At 70.4% G+C, this 16064-nt stretch carries 19 protein-coding genes; 7 read left to right on the top strand and 12 right to left on the bottom strand.

Annotated features, from left to right (window positions below; translation table 11 throughout):
- Positions 1-158: 158 nt before the first annotated feature.
- Genes A2790_RS06890 through A2790_RS06875 form a run of 4 tightly spaced genes read right to left on the bottom strand, consistent with a single transcriptional unit; the run spans position 159 to position 2312 of the window.
- Positions 159-491 (bottom strand): metalloregulator ArsR/SmtB family transcription factor, encoded by a 333-nt coding sequence (locus A2790_RS06890; protein ID WP_293389170.1) that lies wholly within the window; start codon positions 489-491, stop codon positions 159-161.
- Positions 491-847, bottom strand: a complete 357-nt coding sequence (locus A2790_RS06885) for a helix-turn-helix domain-containing protein (protein ID WP_293389168.1) — start codon at positions 845-847, stop codon at positions 491-493. Before A2790_RS06885 ends, A2790_RS06890 begins: the two co-directional genes overlap by 1 nt.
- Positions 844-1770, bottom strand: a complete 927-nt coding sequence (locus A2790_RS06880) for a LysR family transcriptional regulator (protein ID WP_293389166.1) — start codon at positions 1768-1770, stop codon at positions 844-846. Before A2790_RS06880 ends, A2790_RS06885 begins: the two co-directional genes overlap by 4 nt.
- Positions 1771-1811: 41 nt before the next feature.
- Positions 1812-2312, bottom strand: a complete 501-nt coding sequence (locus tag A2790_RS06875) for a hypothetical protein (RefSeq protein ID WP_293389164.1) — start codon at positions 2310-2312, stop codon at positions 1812-1814.
- Positions 2313-2476: 164 nt separating this feature from the next.
- Between A2790_RS06875 and A2790_RS06870 the strand changes: the two genes are divergently transcribed.
- On the top strand, positions 2477-3331 hold the full coding sequence (locus A2790_RS06870) for an AraC family transcriptional regulator (RefSeq protein ID WP_293389162.1): 855 nt from the start codon (positions 2477-2479) through the stop codon (positions 3329-3331).
- Here the strand turns inward: A2790_RS06870 and A2790_RS06865 are convergent.
- Entirely contained in the window at positions 3328-4146 is an 819-nt protein-coding gene (locus A2790_RS06865) for an ABC transporter permease (protein ID WP_293389160.1), read from the bottom strand. The genes A2790_RS06870 and A2790_RS06865 overlap by 4 nt on opposite strands.
- 231 nt (positions 4147-4377) lie before the next feature.
- On the opposite strand from A2790_RS06865, the gene A2790_RS06860 reads away from it, so the two are divergent.
- The 3 genes from A2790_RS06860 to A2790_RS06850 all read left to right on the top strand — a co-directional run bounded on the left by A2790_RS06860 (position 4378) and on the right by A2790_RS06850 (position 6721).
- Positions 4378-4884 carry a GcrA family cell cycle regulator gene (locus A2790_RS06860; RefSeq protein WP_068878871.1) on the top strand — a complete coding sequence of 169 codons (507 nt, stop codon included), beginning with the start codon at positions 4378-4380 and terminating at the stop codon, positions 4882-4884.
- 132 nt (positions 4885-5016) lie between these two features.
- Positions 5017-6474 carry an exodeoxyribonuclease VII large subunit gene (xseA, locus tag A2790_RS06855; RefSeq protein ID WP_293389157.1) on the top strand — a complete coding sequence of 486 codons (1458 nt, stop codon included), beginning with the start codon at positions 5017-5019 and terminating at the stop codon, positions 6472-6474.
- Positions 6475-6502: 28 nt separating this feature from the next.
- Complete coding sequence (locus tag A2790_RS06850) at positions 6503-6721, top strand: DUF2093 domain-containing protein (RefSeq protein ID WP_293389155.1); 219 nt, start codon at positions 6503-6505, stop codon at positions 6719-6721.
- Here A2790_RS06850 and A2790_RS06845 read toward each other — a convergent pair.
- Entirely contained in the window at positions 6718-7632 is a 915-nt protein-coding gene (locus A2790_RS06845) for a lysophospholipid acyltransferase family protein (protein WP_293389153.1), read from the bottom strand. The genes A2790_RS06850 and A2790_RS06845 overlap by 4 nt on opposite strands.
- 104 nt (positions 7633-7736) lie before the next feature.
- Between A2790_RS06845 and A2790_RS06840 the strand changes: the two genes are divergently transcribed.
- A complete protein-coding gene (locus tag A2790_RS06840) occupies positions 7737-8132 on the top strand; it encodes a helix-turn-helix transcriptional regulator (RefSeq protein ID WP_231733224.1) in 396 nt (131 codons plus the stop codon).
- Positions 8133-8163: 31 nt separating this feature from the next.
- Entirely contained in the window at positions 8164-8973 is an 810-nt protein-coding gene (hisN, locus tag A2790_RS06835) for a histidinol-phosphatase (RefSeq protein ID WP_293389150.1), read from the top strand.
- A 3-nt stretch (positions 8974-8976) separates the two neighbouring features.
- On the opposite strand, the gene A2790_RS06830 is transcribed toward hisN, so the two are convergent.
- The 4 genes from A2790_RS06830 to A2790_RS06815 all read right to left on the bottom strand — a co-directional run bounded on the left by A2790_RS06830 (position 8977) and on the right by A2790_RS06815 (position 12822).
- Positions 8977-10590, bottom strand: coding sequence for an alpha/beta hydrolase (locus tag A2790_RS06830; RefSeq protein ID WP_293389148.1), 1614 nt, complete (start codon positions 10588-10590; stop codon positions 8977-8979).
- Between the two features lie 8 nt (positions 10591-10598).
- Positions 10599-10907, bottom strand: a complete 309-nt coding sequence (locus tag A2790_RS06825; protein WP_068875251.1) for an SCP2 sterol-binding domain-containing protein — start codon at positions 10905-10907, stop codon at positions 10599-10601.
- Between the two features lie 142 nt (positions 10908-11049).
- Positions 11050-11907 carry a methyltransferase gene (locus A2790_RS06820; protein ID WP_293389145.1) on the bottom strand — a complete coding sequence of 286 codons (858 nt, stop codon included), beginning with the start codon at positions 11905-11907 and terminating at the stop codon, positions 11050-11052.
- Between the two features lie 81 nt (positions 11908-11988).
- A complete protein-coding gene (locus tag A2790_RS06815) occupies positions 11989-12822 on the bottom strand; it encodes a methyltransferase domain-containing protein (protein ID WP_293389143.1) in 834 nt (277 codons plus the stop codon).
- A 204-nt stretch (positions 12823-13026) separates the two neighbouring features.
- On the opposite strand from A2790_RS06815, the gene A2790_RS06810 reads away from it, so the two are divergent.
- Positions 13027-13482: an Hsp20 family protein gene (locus tag A2790_RS06810; protein ID WP_068875254.1), complete on the top strand. Its 456-nt coding sequence runs from the start codon at positions 13027-13029 to the stop codon at positions 13480-13482.
- Between the two features lie 57 nt (positions 13483-13539).
- Here the strand turns inward: A2790_RS06810 and A2790_RS06805 are convergent, their stop codons facing one another.
- Entirely contained in the window at positions 13540-14745 is a 1206-nt protein-coding gene (locus tag A2790_RS06805; protein WP_293389140.1) for a pentapeptide repeat-containing protein, read from the bottom strand.
- Positions 14746-14754: 9 nt separating this feature from the next.
- Positions 14755-16017, bottom strand: a complete 1263-nt coding sequence (locus tag A2790_RS06800) for a pentapeptide repeat-containing protein (protein WP_293389138.1) — start codon at positions 16015-16017, stop codon at positions 14755-14757.
- Positions 16018-16064: the final 47 nt, after the last annotated feature.

Genomic DNA, 16064 nt, shown 5'->3' with positions numbered 1-16064 from the left:
ACCGCTCGCGGGCCAGGTGACGGTGAGTTACGGTTGCGTGACAAAGAGGGTCAATCATGGCCCAGGCAACGAACGATGCGTTCTGAGCAACACACGGACCGAGCGGCAATAATTCCTGGATTTCCAGAAGTTATCGGGTTTTTGATCGCCGTCTTTTTCTATTTCTGTGTTGATTCCGACACAGGCCTGCGCGGGCCGGACGATGTAATCGCAGCCGAGGTCAGGGCCGCGTCGAAGTAGCGGCGCAGGCGTCTCAGTCCCTCGGGCCGAATGGTCGCCTGGCGACGGCGCAGGTCGACCAGCCCGGCGGCGGCCAGGACGCCAAGGTGATGGCTGACGTTGACCCTCGGCAGCGCAAGGGTTCGGGCGAGATCGCCGGCGGACGCGGGGCGGGCGACCAGGCGCTCCAGCAGGACCCGGCGCGTCGGGTCGGCCAGGGCCCGGAACATCTCCGCCGGGGCGTCGGCCGGCGCGCCGCGCCCAATCTCCATCAGGCCGTCCTGGACCGCGGCGCGGCGTGCTCGACCTCCAGGGCATGCAGGCGCCGCGAGACCGCAAAGCGCTCGCGCAACCAGCCTTCGCCCACCGAGGCCTCGAACCACAGGCGATCGAAATAGATCCGCAGCTGCGGCAGCGGTTCGACCGTGGCCACGAGCAGGCCATCCTCCTCGCGGACCAAGCCCGCCTCCTTCAGCACGCGCACGTGGTGGGAGACGGCCGGCCGGGTGACGGCGACGGCCGCCGCGAGGCTTCCGATCCGCGAAGGCCGCGCCAGGATGCGCTCGTAAAGGTCGCGGCGGGTGGCGTCGCCCAGCGCGTCCAGCGCCGCGCCGACGGGATCGCTCATCCCCAGCCCCCCGCCGCGCGCAACGGCTTCACCACCGAGTCCGCGTCGAGAGGGGTCGAACGCAGCAGGCTGATGAAGCGCCGCAGCGCCGGATTGTCATGGTCGTTGCGCCAGGCCGCCGCGATCTGCAGCGTCGCCGGCCGGCCGGGCAACGGCGAGAAGGCGACCCCGGCGCGGGTGGCGTGGGCGACGCTCTGCGGCGCGACCGCATGGCCGACGCCGGCGGCGACCAGACTGAGGACGCCGTCGTGCGAGGTCATCTGCACCCGGACGCCGGCGCGGGCGCCGCCCCGGTCGGTCACCAGCCTCTGGATACGGCCCCAGTCGTCGCCCGCCGCGCAGAGCACGGGCGCCTCGCCCAGCGCCTCGTCGGGCGCCTCCAGCGAACGGGCCAGGAGCCAGGGCTCGCTCCACAGCGACAGGCTGTCGAGACCGGCTGGCACGTCTTCGGCATCGATCAGGATCGCGTCCAGTTCGCGGTCCAGCACCGCCGCCACCAGTTCAGCCGCCGATCCGCCGCGCAGCTCCAGCTCCACGTCCCGGGCCGAGCGGCGATAGGCGCGAAGGATGGCTTCGGCCGGCCCGGCCGTCACCGGCCACACATGGCCCAGCCGCAGGCGGCCCACCTCGCCCCGTCCGGCGGCGCCGGCGCGGACCGCCGCCTTGGCCAGCAGCTCCAGCGCGCGCTCGACTTCCGACAGGAAGCGTTCGCCGGCCCCGGTGGGACGCGCGCCGCCCGACGAGCGCTGGAACAAGGACACGCCCAACGCATCCTCCAGCGCCAGCACCCGGCGCGACAGCACAGACGGGTTCACGCCGAGAACTTCCGACGCCCGTCGAAAGCCGAGATGCTCGCGCACCATCAGGGCGGAGCGAAGGGTGGCGATGTCCTGCGCCGCGAGGGCCTCAGCCCCGCGGCGCACGGGAGATCCGCGGAAGGGTTGGTTCGGTTCCTGGGGCGACATCAGGCCGCACGCGCCTTTCGCGACGACACCGTCCAGGCGATGACGAGGCCCACGGCGACATGGGCCAGGATGTCGAGGCCAGACTTCGCGCCCTGCCAGCTGGGAAAGGCCCCGGGCCAGCGGAGCGGCAGGACGACGAGGTACATGACCCCGTAGAGCATCAAGCCGTAGAGCGCGCCCGCGATCATCGGCCGGGCGGTCAAGGCAGGGACCCGGCGGGCCGCCAGGACGTAGACCGCAGCCATGGCCAGGGCGATGCCGAAGTGGGTGGCCACGCCGAGCAGCACCGCCGCCATTCCGCCATCGCGGGCGGCCGGCCCGCCGATCCACCCGCTGGCGACGGCCTGCCAGGGCCGGGCGGCGGGCTGGCCGGACGCGACGGACATGCCGGACGCATAGAGGAGATCGACCGCGCCGCCGGCGAGGCCCGCGATCATCGTTTGCGACAACGTACCCCGCCCCGGCGGGGAGGCGGCCGGGGAAGCGGCGGCGGCGGTCATGGGGAGGTCCTCCTGCGACGCCGCGACGTTGCCGCTACGTCGCCCGCCGGGTCGCGCACGTTCCGAGGGCGAAAAGCACATTCCGATGACCGCGTGCCGCCGCCGACCGCTTGGCCTTTGACTTCGCTCGCGTCTGGCGTTGCTCTTGCAGGCACAGGCTGCCGATGACGTACCCGTTCAAGTTCCAAGACACGCCCGAGCCCACCCTGACCTTCGGGCGCCAGCGCGAGTGGGGCCCGCTGGCGGCGACGGAGGTGCACGCCACGCCCGGCCGCTATCCCGGGCAGGCGATCTCGGACCATCGGGTGATCTTCTACCTGACCCCTGGGGTGCCCACGGATTGCACCTGCGAGGGCGTGGGCCAGTTCCGCATCCAGAGCCCCTACGACTTCGATCTCGTCCCCGGTGGCGCCAGCGGGTTCTGGGAGGATCATACGGACTGCGACATGGTCTCGGTCCGCCTGTCGCCAGCGTTGTTATCGTCCACGGCAGAGGCTCTGGCGCTCCCGGGCGGCCGGGCCGAACTCGCGCCGAAGATCGGGGCGCGCGATCCGCTGGTCGAGCACGTCGTGCGGGCGCTGATCGCCGAGCTGCAGGCGCCTGCGCCCGCCGGAAGGATCTACGCCGACAGCCTCGCCATCGCCCTGGCCACGCGCCTGCTGCAGAACTTCGCCGTCGTGGGCTTCGCCGGCCGGCAGACGCTGTCGAAACCGCAGATCCGGCGCATCGTGGAGTTCATCGAGACCAACCTCGATGGCGAACTCACGCTGGAACAGGTCGCGGGGGTCGCGGGCATGAGCATCCCGCACCTCACCACGCTGTTCCGCCGCACCATGGGCCAGTCCGTGCACGCCTACGTCATGGAGCGCCGCGTGCATCGGGCCCGCAGCCTGCTGCTTGGCCGCGGGATGACGATCGCCGAGGTCGCCCTGGAAACCGGCTTCGCCCACCAGAGCCATTTGGCCCGCTGGATGCGCCGCCTGCTCGGCGTCACGCCCTCGCAGGTGCTGCGGGACTAGGTCTTGATCTTGTAGCCGGTGCGGAACATCCACAGGCAGACGGCGCCCGTGACCACCGTCAGCACCGCGGTCATGGCCGCGCCGATGGCGAGGTTGCTTTCGGCCTGGCCCGTGAAGCCGTAGCGGAAGCCGTCGATCAGATAGAAGAACGGGTTGAAGTGGCTGAACGTCCGGAAAGGCTCCGGCAGCCGCTCGACCAGATAGAAGGTGCCGGACAGGAACGTCATCGGCATGATGACGAAGTTGGTGACGGCGGCCATGTGGTCGAACTTCTCGGCCCAGAGCCCGGCCATGATGCCGATGAAACCCATGATCAGCGCGGCGCCCAGGCCGAAAAAGACGATGGCCCAGGGCTGGGCGATCGGCAGGCGCGCGAAGGGCAGCACCGCGACCAAGCTGACGAGGCCGACCACGATGCCGCGGGTGGCCGCGCCGCCGCCGAAGCCCACCACGTGCTCGCCGGGGGTCAGCGGCGGGGTCATGAAGTCGCCCATCAGCCCGTTGAACTTGGCCTGCAGCAGCGACGATGAGGAGTTGGCGAAGGCGTTCGAGAGGATCTGCATCATGATCAGCCCAGGCGCCACGAACGTGCCGTACGCGACGCCGTGCACCTCGCGCGCGCCGCCCACGGCGACCACGAACACCAGCATGTAGAGCAGCGCGGTGACCACCGGGGCGGCCAGGGTCTGCATGCCCACCTTCATGAAGCGCCGCACCTCGCGAACGTAGAGGGTCTTCAGCCCCTCCCAGTTTACGCCGTGATAGGCGCGCGGCTGCGGGGGCAAGGCGACTTCGGCGTCAGGCATGTCTCGCATGGCCGAGATGTGCGCGCTGCGCGGCGGCTGCGCAAGGCCATGCCTCAACCACAGCCCAAACTCGAATCAACATCTAGTTCCTGTGGAGAACCCGCAGGGCGCCTATTGTGGCTCTTATCGAGTTGTTTACTACTGATGGTGGTTGGTGGCGGTTGAGTTAGCTCGGCGCCACAAGATGTTGATCCCGGCGCCCCGGCGGCGCGCCGGATCCTCTGGGTGGGAGGCGAGACCATGGGCTGGACCGACGAACGCGTGGAACTTCTGAAGAAGCTCTGGCAGGACGGCCTCTCGGCCAGTCAGATCGCCAAGCAGCTGGGCGGCGTCACCCGCAACGCGGTGATCGGCAAGGTTCACCGCCTGGGGCTTTCGGGTCGCGCGACCCCCTCCAAGCCGCAGCGGACGGTATTCAAGGCCCCGCGTCCGGCGCGTCCGGCCCAGGCCTCGCCGTCGGCGCCGCGCCGCATCGCCGAGCCCGTCTCGGCGGCCCATCCGGCCCCCGCGCCCGTGCGCTATGTCGACGAGACTCCTGGCACGGCCACCGTGCTGACCCTGGGCGCCCACATGTGCAAGTGGCCGATCGGCGATCCGTCGCTGGACAGCTTCACCTTCTGCGGCCGACGCTCGGAAGAGAACGGCCCCTACTGCCACGAGCACGCCACGGTTGCCTACCAGCCGGCCCAGGCGAAGAAGAAGTCCGGCGCCGCCGAGCTGGCCCGGAGCCTGCGCCGCTACATCTGAGTTCCGCTGCAAAGCGGCCCGACTATCCGTTGGGGATGGGAGGCGCGCCTGAGAACCGAAGCTGCGCAAGCTGCTTAAGGTCCCGGGCGCGCCTCTTTTCTTTTGCGACGACGCCCCTAGCTTCGTGAGCCCATGACCGACGTCGCCACGCCCCCCGACGAGACCGGCAACGCCAAGGCCTATTCGGTCTCGGAGCTGGCGTTCGCGCTGAAGCGGACGCTGGAGGACTCGTACGGCTTCGTGCGCCTGCGCGGCGAGCTGTCGAAGGTCACCCACCACTCCAACGGCCACGTCTATCTGACCATCAAGGACGAAAAGGCCGCCATCGACGGCGTCGTCTGGAAGGGCAGCGTACGCGGGCTGTCGGTCCGACCCGAGCAGGGGCTGGAGGTGATCGTCACCGGCAAGATCACCACCTATCCGCAGGGCTCGCGCTACCAGATCGTGATCGAGAGCATGGAGGCCGCCGGGATCGGCGCGCTTCTGGCCCAGCTCGAGCGCCTGAAACAGCGGCTGGCCGCGGAGGGGCTGTTCGAGCCCTCGCGGAAGAAGGCGCTTCCCGAGATGCCGGCCGTGGTGGGGGTGATCACCAGCCCCACCGGCGCGGTGATCCGCGACATCTTGCACCGGATCCGCGACCGCTGGCCCTGCCGCGTCATCGTCTGGCCGGTGGTGGTGCAGGGTGAGGCGGCGGCGGCCCAGGTCTGCGGCGCGATCAAGGGCTTCAACGCCATGGCGCCGGGCGGACCGGTCCCACGGCCGGATGTGCTGATCGTGGCCCGCGGTGGCGGTTCGGTGGAGGACCTGTGGGCCTTCAACGACGAGACCCTGGCCCGCACCGTCGCCGAAGGAACCATCCCGCTGATCAGCGCGGTGGGCCACGAGACGGACACCACCCTGATCGACTTCGTCTCCGACCGCCGCGCGCCGACCCCCACCGCCGCGGCCGAGATGGCGACGCCCGTCCTGGCCGAGCTGAAGGCGCTGGTTTCGGACCTGGGCGGGCGGATGCACCGCTGCGGCGGGCGGGTGGTGGACGAGCGGCGGGGGCGGATCGAGCACGCCGACCGGGCGCTGAAGCGGATCCCCGACCTGGTGCGGCTGGCCGAGCAGAGGTTCGACATCGTCTCCGGCCGGCTCGGGGCGGGCCTGGCGCGCAACGCCGCGGCCCACGAGCGCGACCTGGTGCGGGTGGCGTCCAGGCTGTCCCCCCTGCTGCTGGAGCGGCCGCAGCAGGTGCAGAAGGACCGGCTGGACCGGCTGACGGTGCGACTGGAGCCTTCGGTCCGACGGCGGCTGGAGCGCCTGTCCGAGCGGCTGGACGGACTCTCCAAGCTCTACGGGTCGGTCGATCCGGACCGGCCGCTGCAGCGCGGCTTCGCCCGTGTGGCGCGCGCCGACGGTTCGCTCGTGCACGCCGGCGCATCGCTGGCGAGCGGCGAGGCGGTCGCCATCACCTTCGGCGACAAGGTCACCCGTCAGGCAGTCATCGACGGTGCGGGTGGCGCGACCCCGCCTCCCCTCACGCCCGCCAAGCCGGCGAAGGCGAGACCCAAGCCCGAAGGTCCAGCGCAGGGCGACCTGTTCTGAGCGCGTCCGAAGCGCTAAATAGGGGCGCATGAACGCCCACGACCGGAACCTCGGCGCCAACGACCAGGCCAAGCTCCACTACGGGGATGGCGACTACGCGGTGCTGCGCCCAGGCCGACACGTCCTCTGCGCCGTCACCGGCCAGAAGGTCCCGCTGGAACAACTCCGCTACTGGAGCGCCGAGTTGCAGGAGGCCTACGCCGGACCGGCCGAGGCCCTCAAGCGGTGGCAGGAAACCCGGGGCTAGTCGCGCCGGTACTCTTCGTTCGGCCAGCGGCGGTGGACCCAGAACCACTCGGTGGGCCGGGCGCGGACGCGGTCCTCGATGAAGGCGTTGACGCGGCGCACGCCCGCCTCGATGTCGGCTTCCCGATCTCCGGTGTCCTCGAGGCGGATCGGGTCGTGAACGATCACCTTGAACCGGGCGCCGGGGCCCACCCGCTGGACGCTCATGGGCTGGAGCGGGATGCCGAACCGCAGCGCGAAGGTGGATGGGCCCGGCGCGGTGTGAGCCATGTGGCCGAAGAGCGGCGCGGCCACGCCGCCGTTGAACTTCTGATCGTTCATCAAGGCCACGCTTTCGCCACGCTGCAGCGCCCTCATAAGTTCGCGGGCGCCGTCCAGCCCCTTGGGCGCAAACAGGCGTACGCCGTAGCGGAAGCGGTTCTTCCGCACGCGTTCGTCGACGTAAGGGTTGTTCATGGCGCGGTACGTGACCTGGCATTTGACGCCAGCGCGGACGATTACGGCGGCCATGAGTTCGAACGCCGAGAAGTGTCCCGAGATGAACACCACCGGCCCGTCGCCTGCGGCGATTGCGCCCAGCCGCGCCTCGCCCTCCACCTGCACCCGGTCTGTGTCGGCTACAATACGGTCGAGGAGCAGTAATTCCGTTAGCGATCTACCGAGTTCGATCCATTGCAGCCGGAGGAGACGGCTGATCTCGGTGTCATCGGCCTGCGGGAAGGCGATACGAAGATTGCGCTCCGCGACTCTGTTGGCACGGGTCAAGGGGCCGAGAACGGAAAACAGCGATCCGCCGAAATTTGAAACAGAATCAATCGGGAAGGCCCGGATGAGGGCCGAAGCGGCGTCAAATAGCGCAGCCTCGAGCATCCAAATTAGTTTCGACACGTATGAATGGTTAAGCGCGGCCATCCACTCTTCCTAGGCTTGGTCGCTCACGTTCGGCAATGGAGGCGGCTGGCGTGCGAATTGCGATGTCTCAACCGCGGAGTCCCGAACCGGGACGAAGGGAAATCATGGTCGGGGATTCCATGGACGAGATCGACATCCACCTGGGCCGGCGTCTTCGCCGCCGCCGCCGCCTTCTGGGCCTGACCCAGCAAGAGCTGGCGCACGCCTGCGGGGTCCGTTTCCAGCAGATCCAGAAATACGAATGCGCGGCCAACCGCATGTCGGCCGCCCGCCTGTGGCAACTGGCCGAGGTGCTGGAAGTGCCCGTCAGCTACTTCTACGAGGGCCTGACCCGCGACCAGCGCGAGAGCCTGGAGCGCGAGACCGCCTCGTCCTCGACGGAGACCCTGGCCAGCAAGGAAACCCAGGACCTGATCCACGCCTACTACCAGCTGGGGGAACGGCCCCGCCGCCGCCTGCTGGACCTGGCCAAGGCCATGAACGGCGAGATCGAGGCTTAAGTCCGACCGCAAGGCGGGTTAAGCGGGGGCCATGACCCTCGACCCCGCCCGCCTTGAAGAGCTCGACGCGTTCCTTGTCGAACTCAACCGCGCCGCCGCCGGAGCCATCCTCCCCTTGTTCCGCGGCGAGCACGGCCTTTCCAACAAGCACGAGGCGGGGTTCGACCCCGTCACCGAAGCGGACAAGGGCGCCGAGCGCGCCATCCGCGCCATGATCGCCCAGCGCTATCCCGGACATGGGGTGATCGGCGAGGAGTACGGCGAGGATCGCCCCGACGCCGAATTCGTCTGGGTGCTGGATCCCGTCGACGGCACCCGGGCGTTCATCGCCGGCTTGCCGCTGTGGACCACCCTGATCGGCCTGCGGTTCCAGAGCTCGCCCGTCCTGGGGTCGATCGGCCAAGCCTTCCTGGGCGAGCTCTACATCGGCCATGCCGGCGGCTCGCGCCTGGTGAGCCGGGACGGGACGCGGCCGCTGAGGGTGCGCCCCTGCCCCAAGCTGACCGACGCGGTCATCGCCACCACCGATCCGGAGGGCTGCTTCACCGGCGCGGAACTGGGCGCCTGGACGCAAGTGCGGGCGGCTGCGCGCCTGGCACGCCTGGGGTGCGACGCCTATGCCTACGCCATGGTCGCGGCGGGCACGATGGACATGGTGATCGAAGCCGGGCTGCAGAGCTGGGACATCGAGGCGGCGATCCCGCTGATCGCGGGCGCCGGCGGGCTCACCACCGACTGGCGGGGCGAGCCCATAGGACGACACGGCGGGCAGATCGCCATCGCGGGCGACCGCGCCTGTCTGGACGAGGCGCTGGTCGCCCTGAGGCGTTCCGCAAACTAGGCGCTAGGCCTTGGCGGCCGGGGCCTTCTTGGCCGCGGCGGGCTTCTTCGGCGCAGCCGGCTTCTTGGCGGCAGCGGGCTTGGGCGCCGCAGCCGTCTTGCCGGCGGGCTTGGCCGCCGCTTTCGGAGCCGCCGCCTTGGGAGCCGCCTTCGCAGCCGCAGGCTTGGACGCGGGCTTGGACGCGGGCGTTGCAGCGGCCTTCACCGCCGGCTTGGCGGGCGCCTTGGCGACCGGCTTCGCCGCGGCGGCCTTCGGAGCAGCCTTCGCTGCGGCCGGCTTGGCGGCAGGCTTGGGCGCCGGGGTCTTCTTGGGCGCGGCAGCCTTCGCCGCCGGTTTGGCCGCGGCAGGCTTGGCGACCGCAGGCTTGGCGGCGGCCTTTGCGGGCGCAGCCTTCTTGGTCGCAGCAGGCTTGGCGGCCGGCTTGGGCGCCGCAGCCTTGGCGGCGGCGGGCTTCGCGGCGGGGGCCTTGGGCGCAGCAGCCTCCTTCGCGGCCGGCGCCTTGGTCGCAGCGGGCTTGGCCGGAGCCTTGGCCGCCGCCGCGGGCGCCGGGGCGGGCGTCGGAGCCGGGGTCGGCGCGGGCGCAGGCGCGGGTTTCGGCGCTTCCGCGGCCGGCGGGGGAGCAGGCGCGGCGGCCGGGGCCGGCGCGGGCTTCGGAGCTTCGGCGGGCTTCGGCGCGGCCTTGCCGGTGAGCGCGTCGAACACTCGCAAGAAGATGTTACGCATGTCGTCCGTCTCCATGAGGATTTCGTGGTAGGCGCCGGGTACGGTGATGAGGCGCCCCTGGGGGAGGTTGCGGGCCGCAGCGGCCTGCGCAGAATTGTCGACGAGGCGATCCTCGCCGGCGGAGACGATCTCCACCGGCACGGTGACGCCGCGCAGCCGTTCGGGCCGGCTGAGGAAAGCGGTGGCCTTGAGCGCAAAGTCCAGCCAGCCGTAGGTCGGGCTGCCGAGCGCGAGATCCGGATTGGCGCGGACCTGGGCCCGGTGCCGGGCGAACCGGCGCGCATCGTGGGTCAGGATGTTGCCGTCGAACGTGTCGTCGAACGGCTTGCCGGCCTGGCCCAAGGTGTACTTGCCCGCCCGACCGAGGGTCAGGTTCAGCCATGTCAGGACGCCGGCCACGGCGGGCGAGACCTTGCCGAACTGAAGGCCCAGCATTGGCGCCGACAGGCAGGCGCCGGCGAAGCGCCGCTCGCCGTTGGCCATAGCCAGCAGCGTGAGGCATCCGCCCATCGAATGTCCAACCGCGATCCAGGGCTTGGGCAGGCGCGCCTCATAGGCGTTCAGCAGCCGGCGGAAGTCTTCGAGGAACGACTTGTAGCCCTTGGCGTGGCCCTTCAGCCGGTCGGGAAGCTCCCGTGCCGACAGCCCCTGCCCGCGCCAGTCGTGCGCCAGCACCACGAAGCCGCGGTCCATGAAGTCGCGGATGGTCTCGAAGTATTTCTCGATCGGCTCGGTGCGGCCGCCGGACAGCACGACGGAGCCGCGGGCCCGACCCGGCGGCGTGAACAGCGCGGCGCGCAGCTTCGCCCCGCCTGCGCCCACGTACCAACCGGCCTCCGCCCCGGGCGGGATCGGATCTTCGGGCGTGTCGACGAGAGGGGCGGGCTCGAACATGGCGCCGCCTAGACCGCCTTCTCGAACAGGGCCTTCACCTTGGGCATCAGGCCCATGGCGACGCCCATGTCGGAAAGCTTGAGCCGGCCGGTCATCACTGCGCGCATGGGATCCAGTTCGCCCTTGCCCAGCTTAACAAGGTCCGAACGGCTGACCGACACCGTCAGGTCCGCCGGTCGATCCTCGTTGGTCACGGCGGCGCCGTCGACGTGGATCACGCCCTCGCCCCTGAGGTCGAGCTTCACCGTCCGGCCGAGGGCGTCCCCCGCCCCCGCGGCGCGGCGGATCCGGTCGGTGAGCTCCTCCAACGTCGCCATGCCCCAGATTATCTTTCGTGAATCAGGGCGAGCTTCGCCGCAGGCGTCGGTTGTGTAAACTGCTCCTGACGCGGGCGAGGCTCTAGACGTTAGAATGTAAAGGAAGAGTGCGCCCGTCGGGCAGGCCCGCGTGGGGCTGGCGTCAGGCTGGCTTGACGAACTTCAGCGTCATCCGGTCGCTTTCCCCGATGGCGTCGTACCGGGCCCGATCGAACTTCGGATCGAACGCCTCGCCCCGCGGCGACGACCGGCGCACGGGCGGCAGCGTCCAGACCCCGAAGGGATGGTCCCGCGTGTCCTTGGGGTTGGCGTTGATCTCGCTGGCCGCCGCGAGCCGGAACCCAGCCTCCTGGCCTAGCTTGATGGCATAGGCCTGGTCCACATAGCCGCTGTCGGCCAGCAGATCGGGGACGCCGCCCGGCGCGGCCCGGTGTTCCTCGACGCCCAGCACGCCGCCGGGCTTGAGGGCGAGGAAGGCGTCCCGAAACGCCTTTTCGGCGATGCCGGCGGCCATCCAGTTGTGCAGGTTGCGCAGGAAGAGGACCAGGTCGGCGCTCCCCGCCGGGGCGACCGGTCCGCTGGTCGGCCCGAAGGCGGTGATCTCGACCACGCCATAGGGTTTGCGGCCGGCGGCGAACCGGGCCCGATAGGCCTCCACCACCTGGGCGGCGGCCGGGTCGACGGGCTCGGCGAGTTGCAGGTGCGCCGCGACAAGCTTGCCGGCGGTTGCGTCCAGGAACGGCGCCAGGATCTCGCTGTACCAGCCGGCGCCGGGCCAGAACTCCACCACCGTATGGCCGGGCTCCAGGCCCCAGAACGCCAGGCTCTCGGCGGGATGGCGCCAGCGGTCGCGGGCCTTGTCGGCGGCGCTGCGCCAGGATCCGGCGACCGCCGCGGCGATGGTCTTGGGCGGCGCGACCGCGGGAGCCTTGGGGCCGCGCTGGCAACCGGCCATGGCGATCGCGCCGACCAGGGCCGCGCGCCGGGAGAACATGATCATGGACGCCGCTTCACTCACGAGCGCCCCCCGGCCGACCCGCGAGCCTAGAGCTAGCGGGTCGGCCGGGCCGGGTCAAAGGCCTCAGCCCGCCTTGACGAAGCGCAGGGTCATCCGGTCGCTTTCCCCGATCGCGTCGTACTTCGCGCGGTCGAAGTTGGGGTCCGCCGGCTGGCCCGACCGGGCGGACTGGCGCGTCGGAGGCAGGGTCCAGACGCCGAAGGGGTGATCCTTGGTGTCCTTCGGGTTGGCGTTGATCTCGGACTTGGCGTCCAGCTTGAAGCCGGCCTTCTCAGCCGCCGCGATGACGGTGGCCGTGGCGACGTAGCCGTTCGTCACGCCCGGCAGTTCGGGCTTGGGATCGGCGCGGTGTTCCTCGACGGCCAGCACGCCGCCCGGCTTCAGCACGGCATGGGCGTCCTTCAGGATCTTGTCGAGGCTGCCGTTCATCATCCAGTTGTGGATGTTGCGGGCGGTGATCACCAGGTCGGCCGAGCCGGGCGGGCCCAGAGGACCTGAGACGGGTCCGAAGTTCACGTATTTGATGGGTCCATACACGGCGGCGTCGGCGTACTTGGCTTCGAACGTCGCCCGGCCCTTCTTCGCCGCTTCGGAGAGCTGCGGATTGGCGAGATCGGCGGCGGTGGCCACATAGGTCCCACCGGTGGCCTTGGCGTAGGGCGCCAGGATTTCGGTCCAGTAGCCGCCGCCGGGCTGCAGTTCGATCACCGTCTGCTTCGGCTTCAGGCCCCAGAACGTCAGCGTCTCCACCGGGTGGCGCGCGGCGTCGCGGGCCTTGTTCGCCGGTGCGCGATGGGCGGCGTCGACGGCGGCCTGCAACTGGGCGTCGGCGGCCTGGGCCGGAACGGCGGCGGAAAGGGCTAGGGCGACGGCGCAGGCCGAGGCGAGGCGGAGCATGGGGGGTTCCCTCCTGGATTGAGGGCGGAAACCTAGGCTGCGAATTCATACGCGAACAGCCCTTGAAGAGCGATTTTGCGGTCCCCAACTCATGGGCTGGAGGCGCTGGATGTCCGGGCCTCCTGGACTGCAGGCGTCGCCGTATGGGGCGCCGACAGGTCCATCAGACAACGCAACCTTGCTTTGAAAGAAGGATGTGACCGCATGCGTACGATCGACTTCTCCCCCCTGTATCGCTCCGTCGTGGGCTTCGACCGCCTCGCCGGTCTTCTCGAGACCGCCGCCGCCGACGCCGCCACGGGCTACCCCCCCTACAATATCGAGCGCACGGACGAGAACGCCTACCGCATCGACATCGCAGTGGCCGGCTTCCGTCCGGATGAGCTCAATGTCGAGGTGAAGGAAAACCTGCTCACCGTCACCGGCCGCAAGGCGGCCAACGACGAGGGCCGGAAGTACCTCCACCGCGGCCTCGCCGAGCGCAACTTCGAGCGCCGGTTCCAGCTCGCTGACTACGTGATCGTGACCGACGCCAACCTGGCGGACGGCCTGCTCTCGATCAGCCTGAAGCGCGAGCTGCCGGAAGCCCTGAAGCCTCGCACCGTGCAGATCACCACCGGCGAACAGCCGACCCTGATCGAAGCCGAGAAGGCCGCCTAAAGCCTCTCGACTCTCAGGACCTGACCAGGGCGGCGTCCTCGCGGGCGCCGCCTTTTTCTATGCCGGAAGCCTGGCGCCGCGCAGGTCGGCGCCGTCCATGACGGCCCCTTCCATCAAGGCGGTCTGCAAGCGGGCGTAACGCAGGCGGGCGCCCGCGAGGCTGGTGGCCGTCGAACGGCCCGGAGCGATCTCAAGCGGCGTGAGGTTCGCCTCGGAGAGATCGGCGCGCGTCAGGTCGGCGCCGCCCAGCCGGGCGCCCCGCAGATCGGCGCCGCGCAGGATCGCGCCGCGCAGGTCGCAGCCTTCGAGGTTGGCGCCCTGGAGGTGAGCGCCGCTGAGGTCGAGGCCCGCAAGGTTGGCGCCCTTGGCGCTGACCGCGGTCAGCTTCAGCCCCTGGAGTTCGCCGGCGAGGGAACGCAGATCCGCCCCGTCGAGGCGTACCGGCGCGCCCTCGCGGCCGCCGGAGCCGACCCAGGCGTCGTGGGCCCGCGCCTCTATCGCCAGCTTTGCCGCGCGCGCGGCATCCTCGCGGCTGGGCGGGGCGGCGGCCTGGTCGAGGCGGGCGCCGCGGGTGCGGGCAGCGGCGAGCACCACGCCGGACAGGTCGGCGCCGCCAAAGTTCGCGTCCTCTAGGACCGCCCCCGAAACATCCACCCGCGCCATCAGGGCGCCGTCGAAGTTCGCGCCCTTCAGGTTGGCGTCGGTGAGCTTCGCGCCGGCCAGGGAGGCGTCGGAAAAGTCGGCGTCGGCGGCGTACAGGCCATCCAGCCGCGCGCCGTCCAGGGTGGCGCCCGACAGGTTGGCGCCATCGACCTCGCCGCCACGGTCCTCTTCCACCACCGCCGGAAAGCCGCGCGTCGGATGCGGCCGGGCGATGGAGCCCGGCCGGAAGTCGGCGTCGGTCAGGTCGGCGCCGGCCAGGTTGGCGCCGGAGAGGCACGCGCCGCGCAGGTCCGCCTTGCGCAGGTTGGCGTTGCGCAGGTCCGCGCGGCGCAGGTCGCAGCCGGCCAGGATCGCACCGTCCAGCTGCGCGCCGGCGAGCTGCGCGCCATCGAAGACCGAACCCGAGAAGTCGCCGCCGGACAGCTTGCGGCCCTTCAGGTCGAGGCCGCTGAAGTCCACGAACGGCAGGTGCGCACGCTTGCCGCCCTTGCCGGCCAGAAAGCGCGCGTGGTTGTCGAGCAGGATGGTGATCTCGCCGTCGCTGAGGCGCCGGCGCCCGGGCAGGGTCGGCTCACGGGGCTGGCCTTGGAGGCGGATCACGGGCCGAGCCTAGATCACATCTTCCAGGCCACGCGCGCCGAACCGGATGATGCCGGTGAAATCGGCCTGCTTGAGAAGCGCGCGGGTGAAGTTGGAACGGCTGACGTCCGCGTCCACGAACACGGCGTGGCGGACATCGGCGGCGGTCAGGTCGCAGTTCTTGAGCTGGGCGCCGGTGAGGTTGGTCGGCAGCACGCGGTCGGCCCCCAGCAACAACGGCCCCATCTGGGCCTCGCGCAGGTCGGCGCCGGAGAGCTTTGCGCCCACCAGCCGCGCGCCACGCAGGTCGGCCCGGCGCAGCACCGCGTTGCGCAGGTCGGCGCCCTCGAGGTGGGCGCCCTGCAATTGCACGCCCTCCATATCGATGCCGTAGAAGGTGGCGCCCTTGGCCGAGAGCGCCGTCAGATTGTAGCCCTTGATCGAGCCCAGCTTGCGCAGGTCGGCATTGTCGAACGACGACGGCTTGCCCTCGCCGCCGCCGCTCTCGCACCACTTGGCGTGCTCGCGGATCATGTCGTCGTACGGCAGATCGGTGATGGCGCGGCCCACCGCCTCGTCGGTCAGCGCGCCGGTCATGTTCGCGTCCGAGACGTTCCAGGCCACCGTGCGCGCCCCCACCAGGATCGCGTCGCGCAGGTCGGCGCCGGCCAGGTCCGCACCCGACAGGTCGGCGCCCGACAGGTTCGCGCCGTTCAGCGAGGCCTGCTTCAGGTTGGCGCGGATCAGCTTGGCGTCCTTGAGGACCGCGTCGGTGAAGTCGGCGCGGACCGCCATGGCCCCGGACAGCCGCGAGCGCTCAAGGTTGGCGCCGGCCAGGATGGCGCCCTGGAGTTCGCCCTGGCTAGGCGAGCCGATCTCCAGCTTGCGGAACCCGAACTGCCGGTCGCCGGCCGCCAGGGTGCCCTCGCGCAGGTCGGCCTCGAACAGGTCGGCGCCGGTGAGGTCGACGTTGCGCATGCACGAGCCGCGCAGATCGGCGCGCCGCAGGGACCCCTCGCGCAGGTCGCTGCCGGTGAGGTCGGCGCAGAAGAGGGTGGCGTTGTCCAGCCGAGCGCCGCGCAGCTTGCAGCCGTTCATGATGGCGCCGGTGAAATCGGCGTCGCAGAGGTTACGGCCCACGAGCTGGGTGCCGGACAGATCCTTGAACGCGAACACCGCGCGCGCGCCGCCGGGCTTGGAGCTCCACAGGCGGTCGTGCTTCGCGCAGATGGCGTCGACCTCCGCCTGCGTGAGGCGCGTCTGCACGAGCGATCTGGCGTTGTTGGCTGACATTCGGGTTCGCTAGCGAAAGACCATATGAACCATGTTAGCCCCCCGGG

The organism is Phenylobacterium sp. RIFCSPHIGHO2_01_FULL_69_31 (genome assembly GCF_001824475.1).
In the GTDB taxonomy this organism is placed as follows: Bacteria; Pseudomonadota; Alphaproteobacteria; order Caulobacterales; family Caulobacteraceae; genus Phenylobacterium.
Note: the sequence above shows the minus strand (reverse complement) of the source record. Positions and strands in the feature narration are given on the sequence as shown.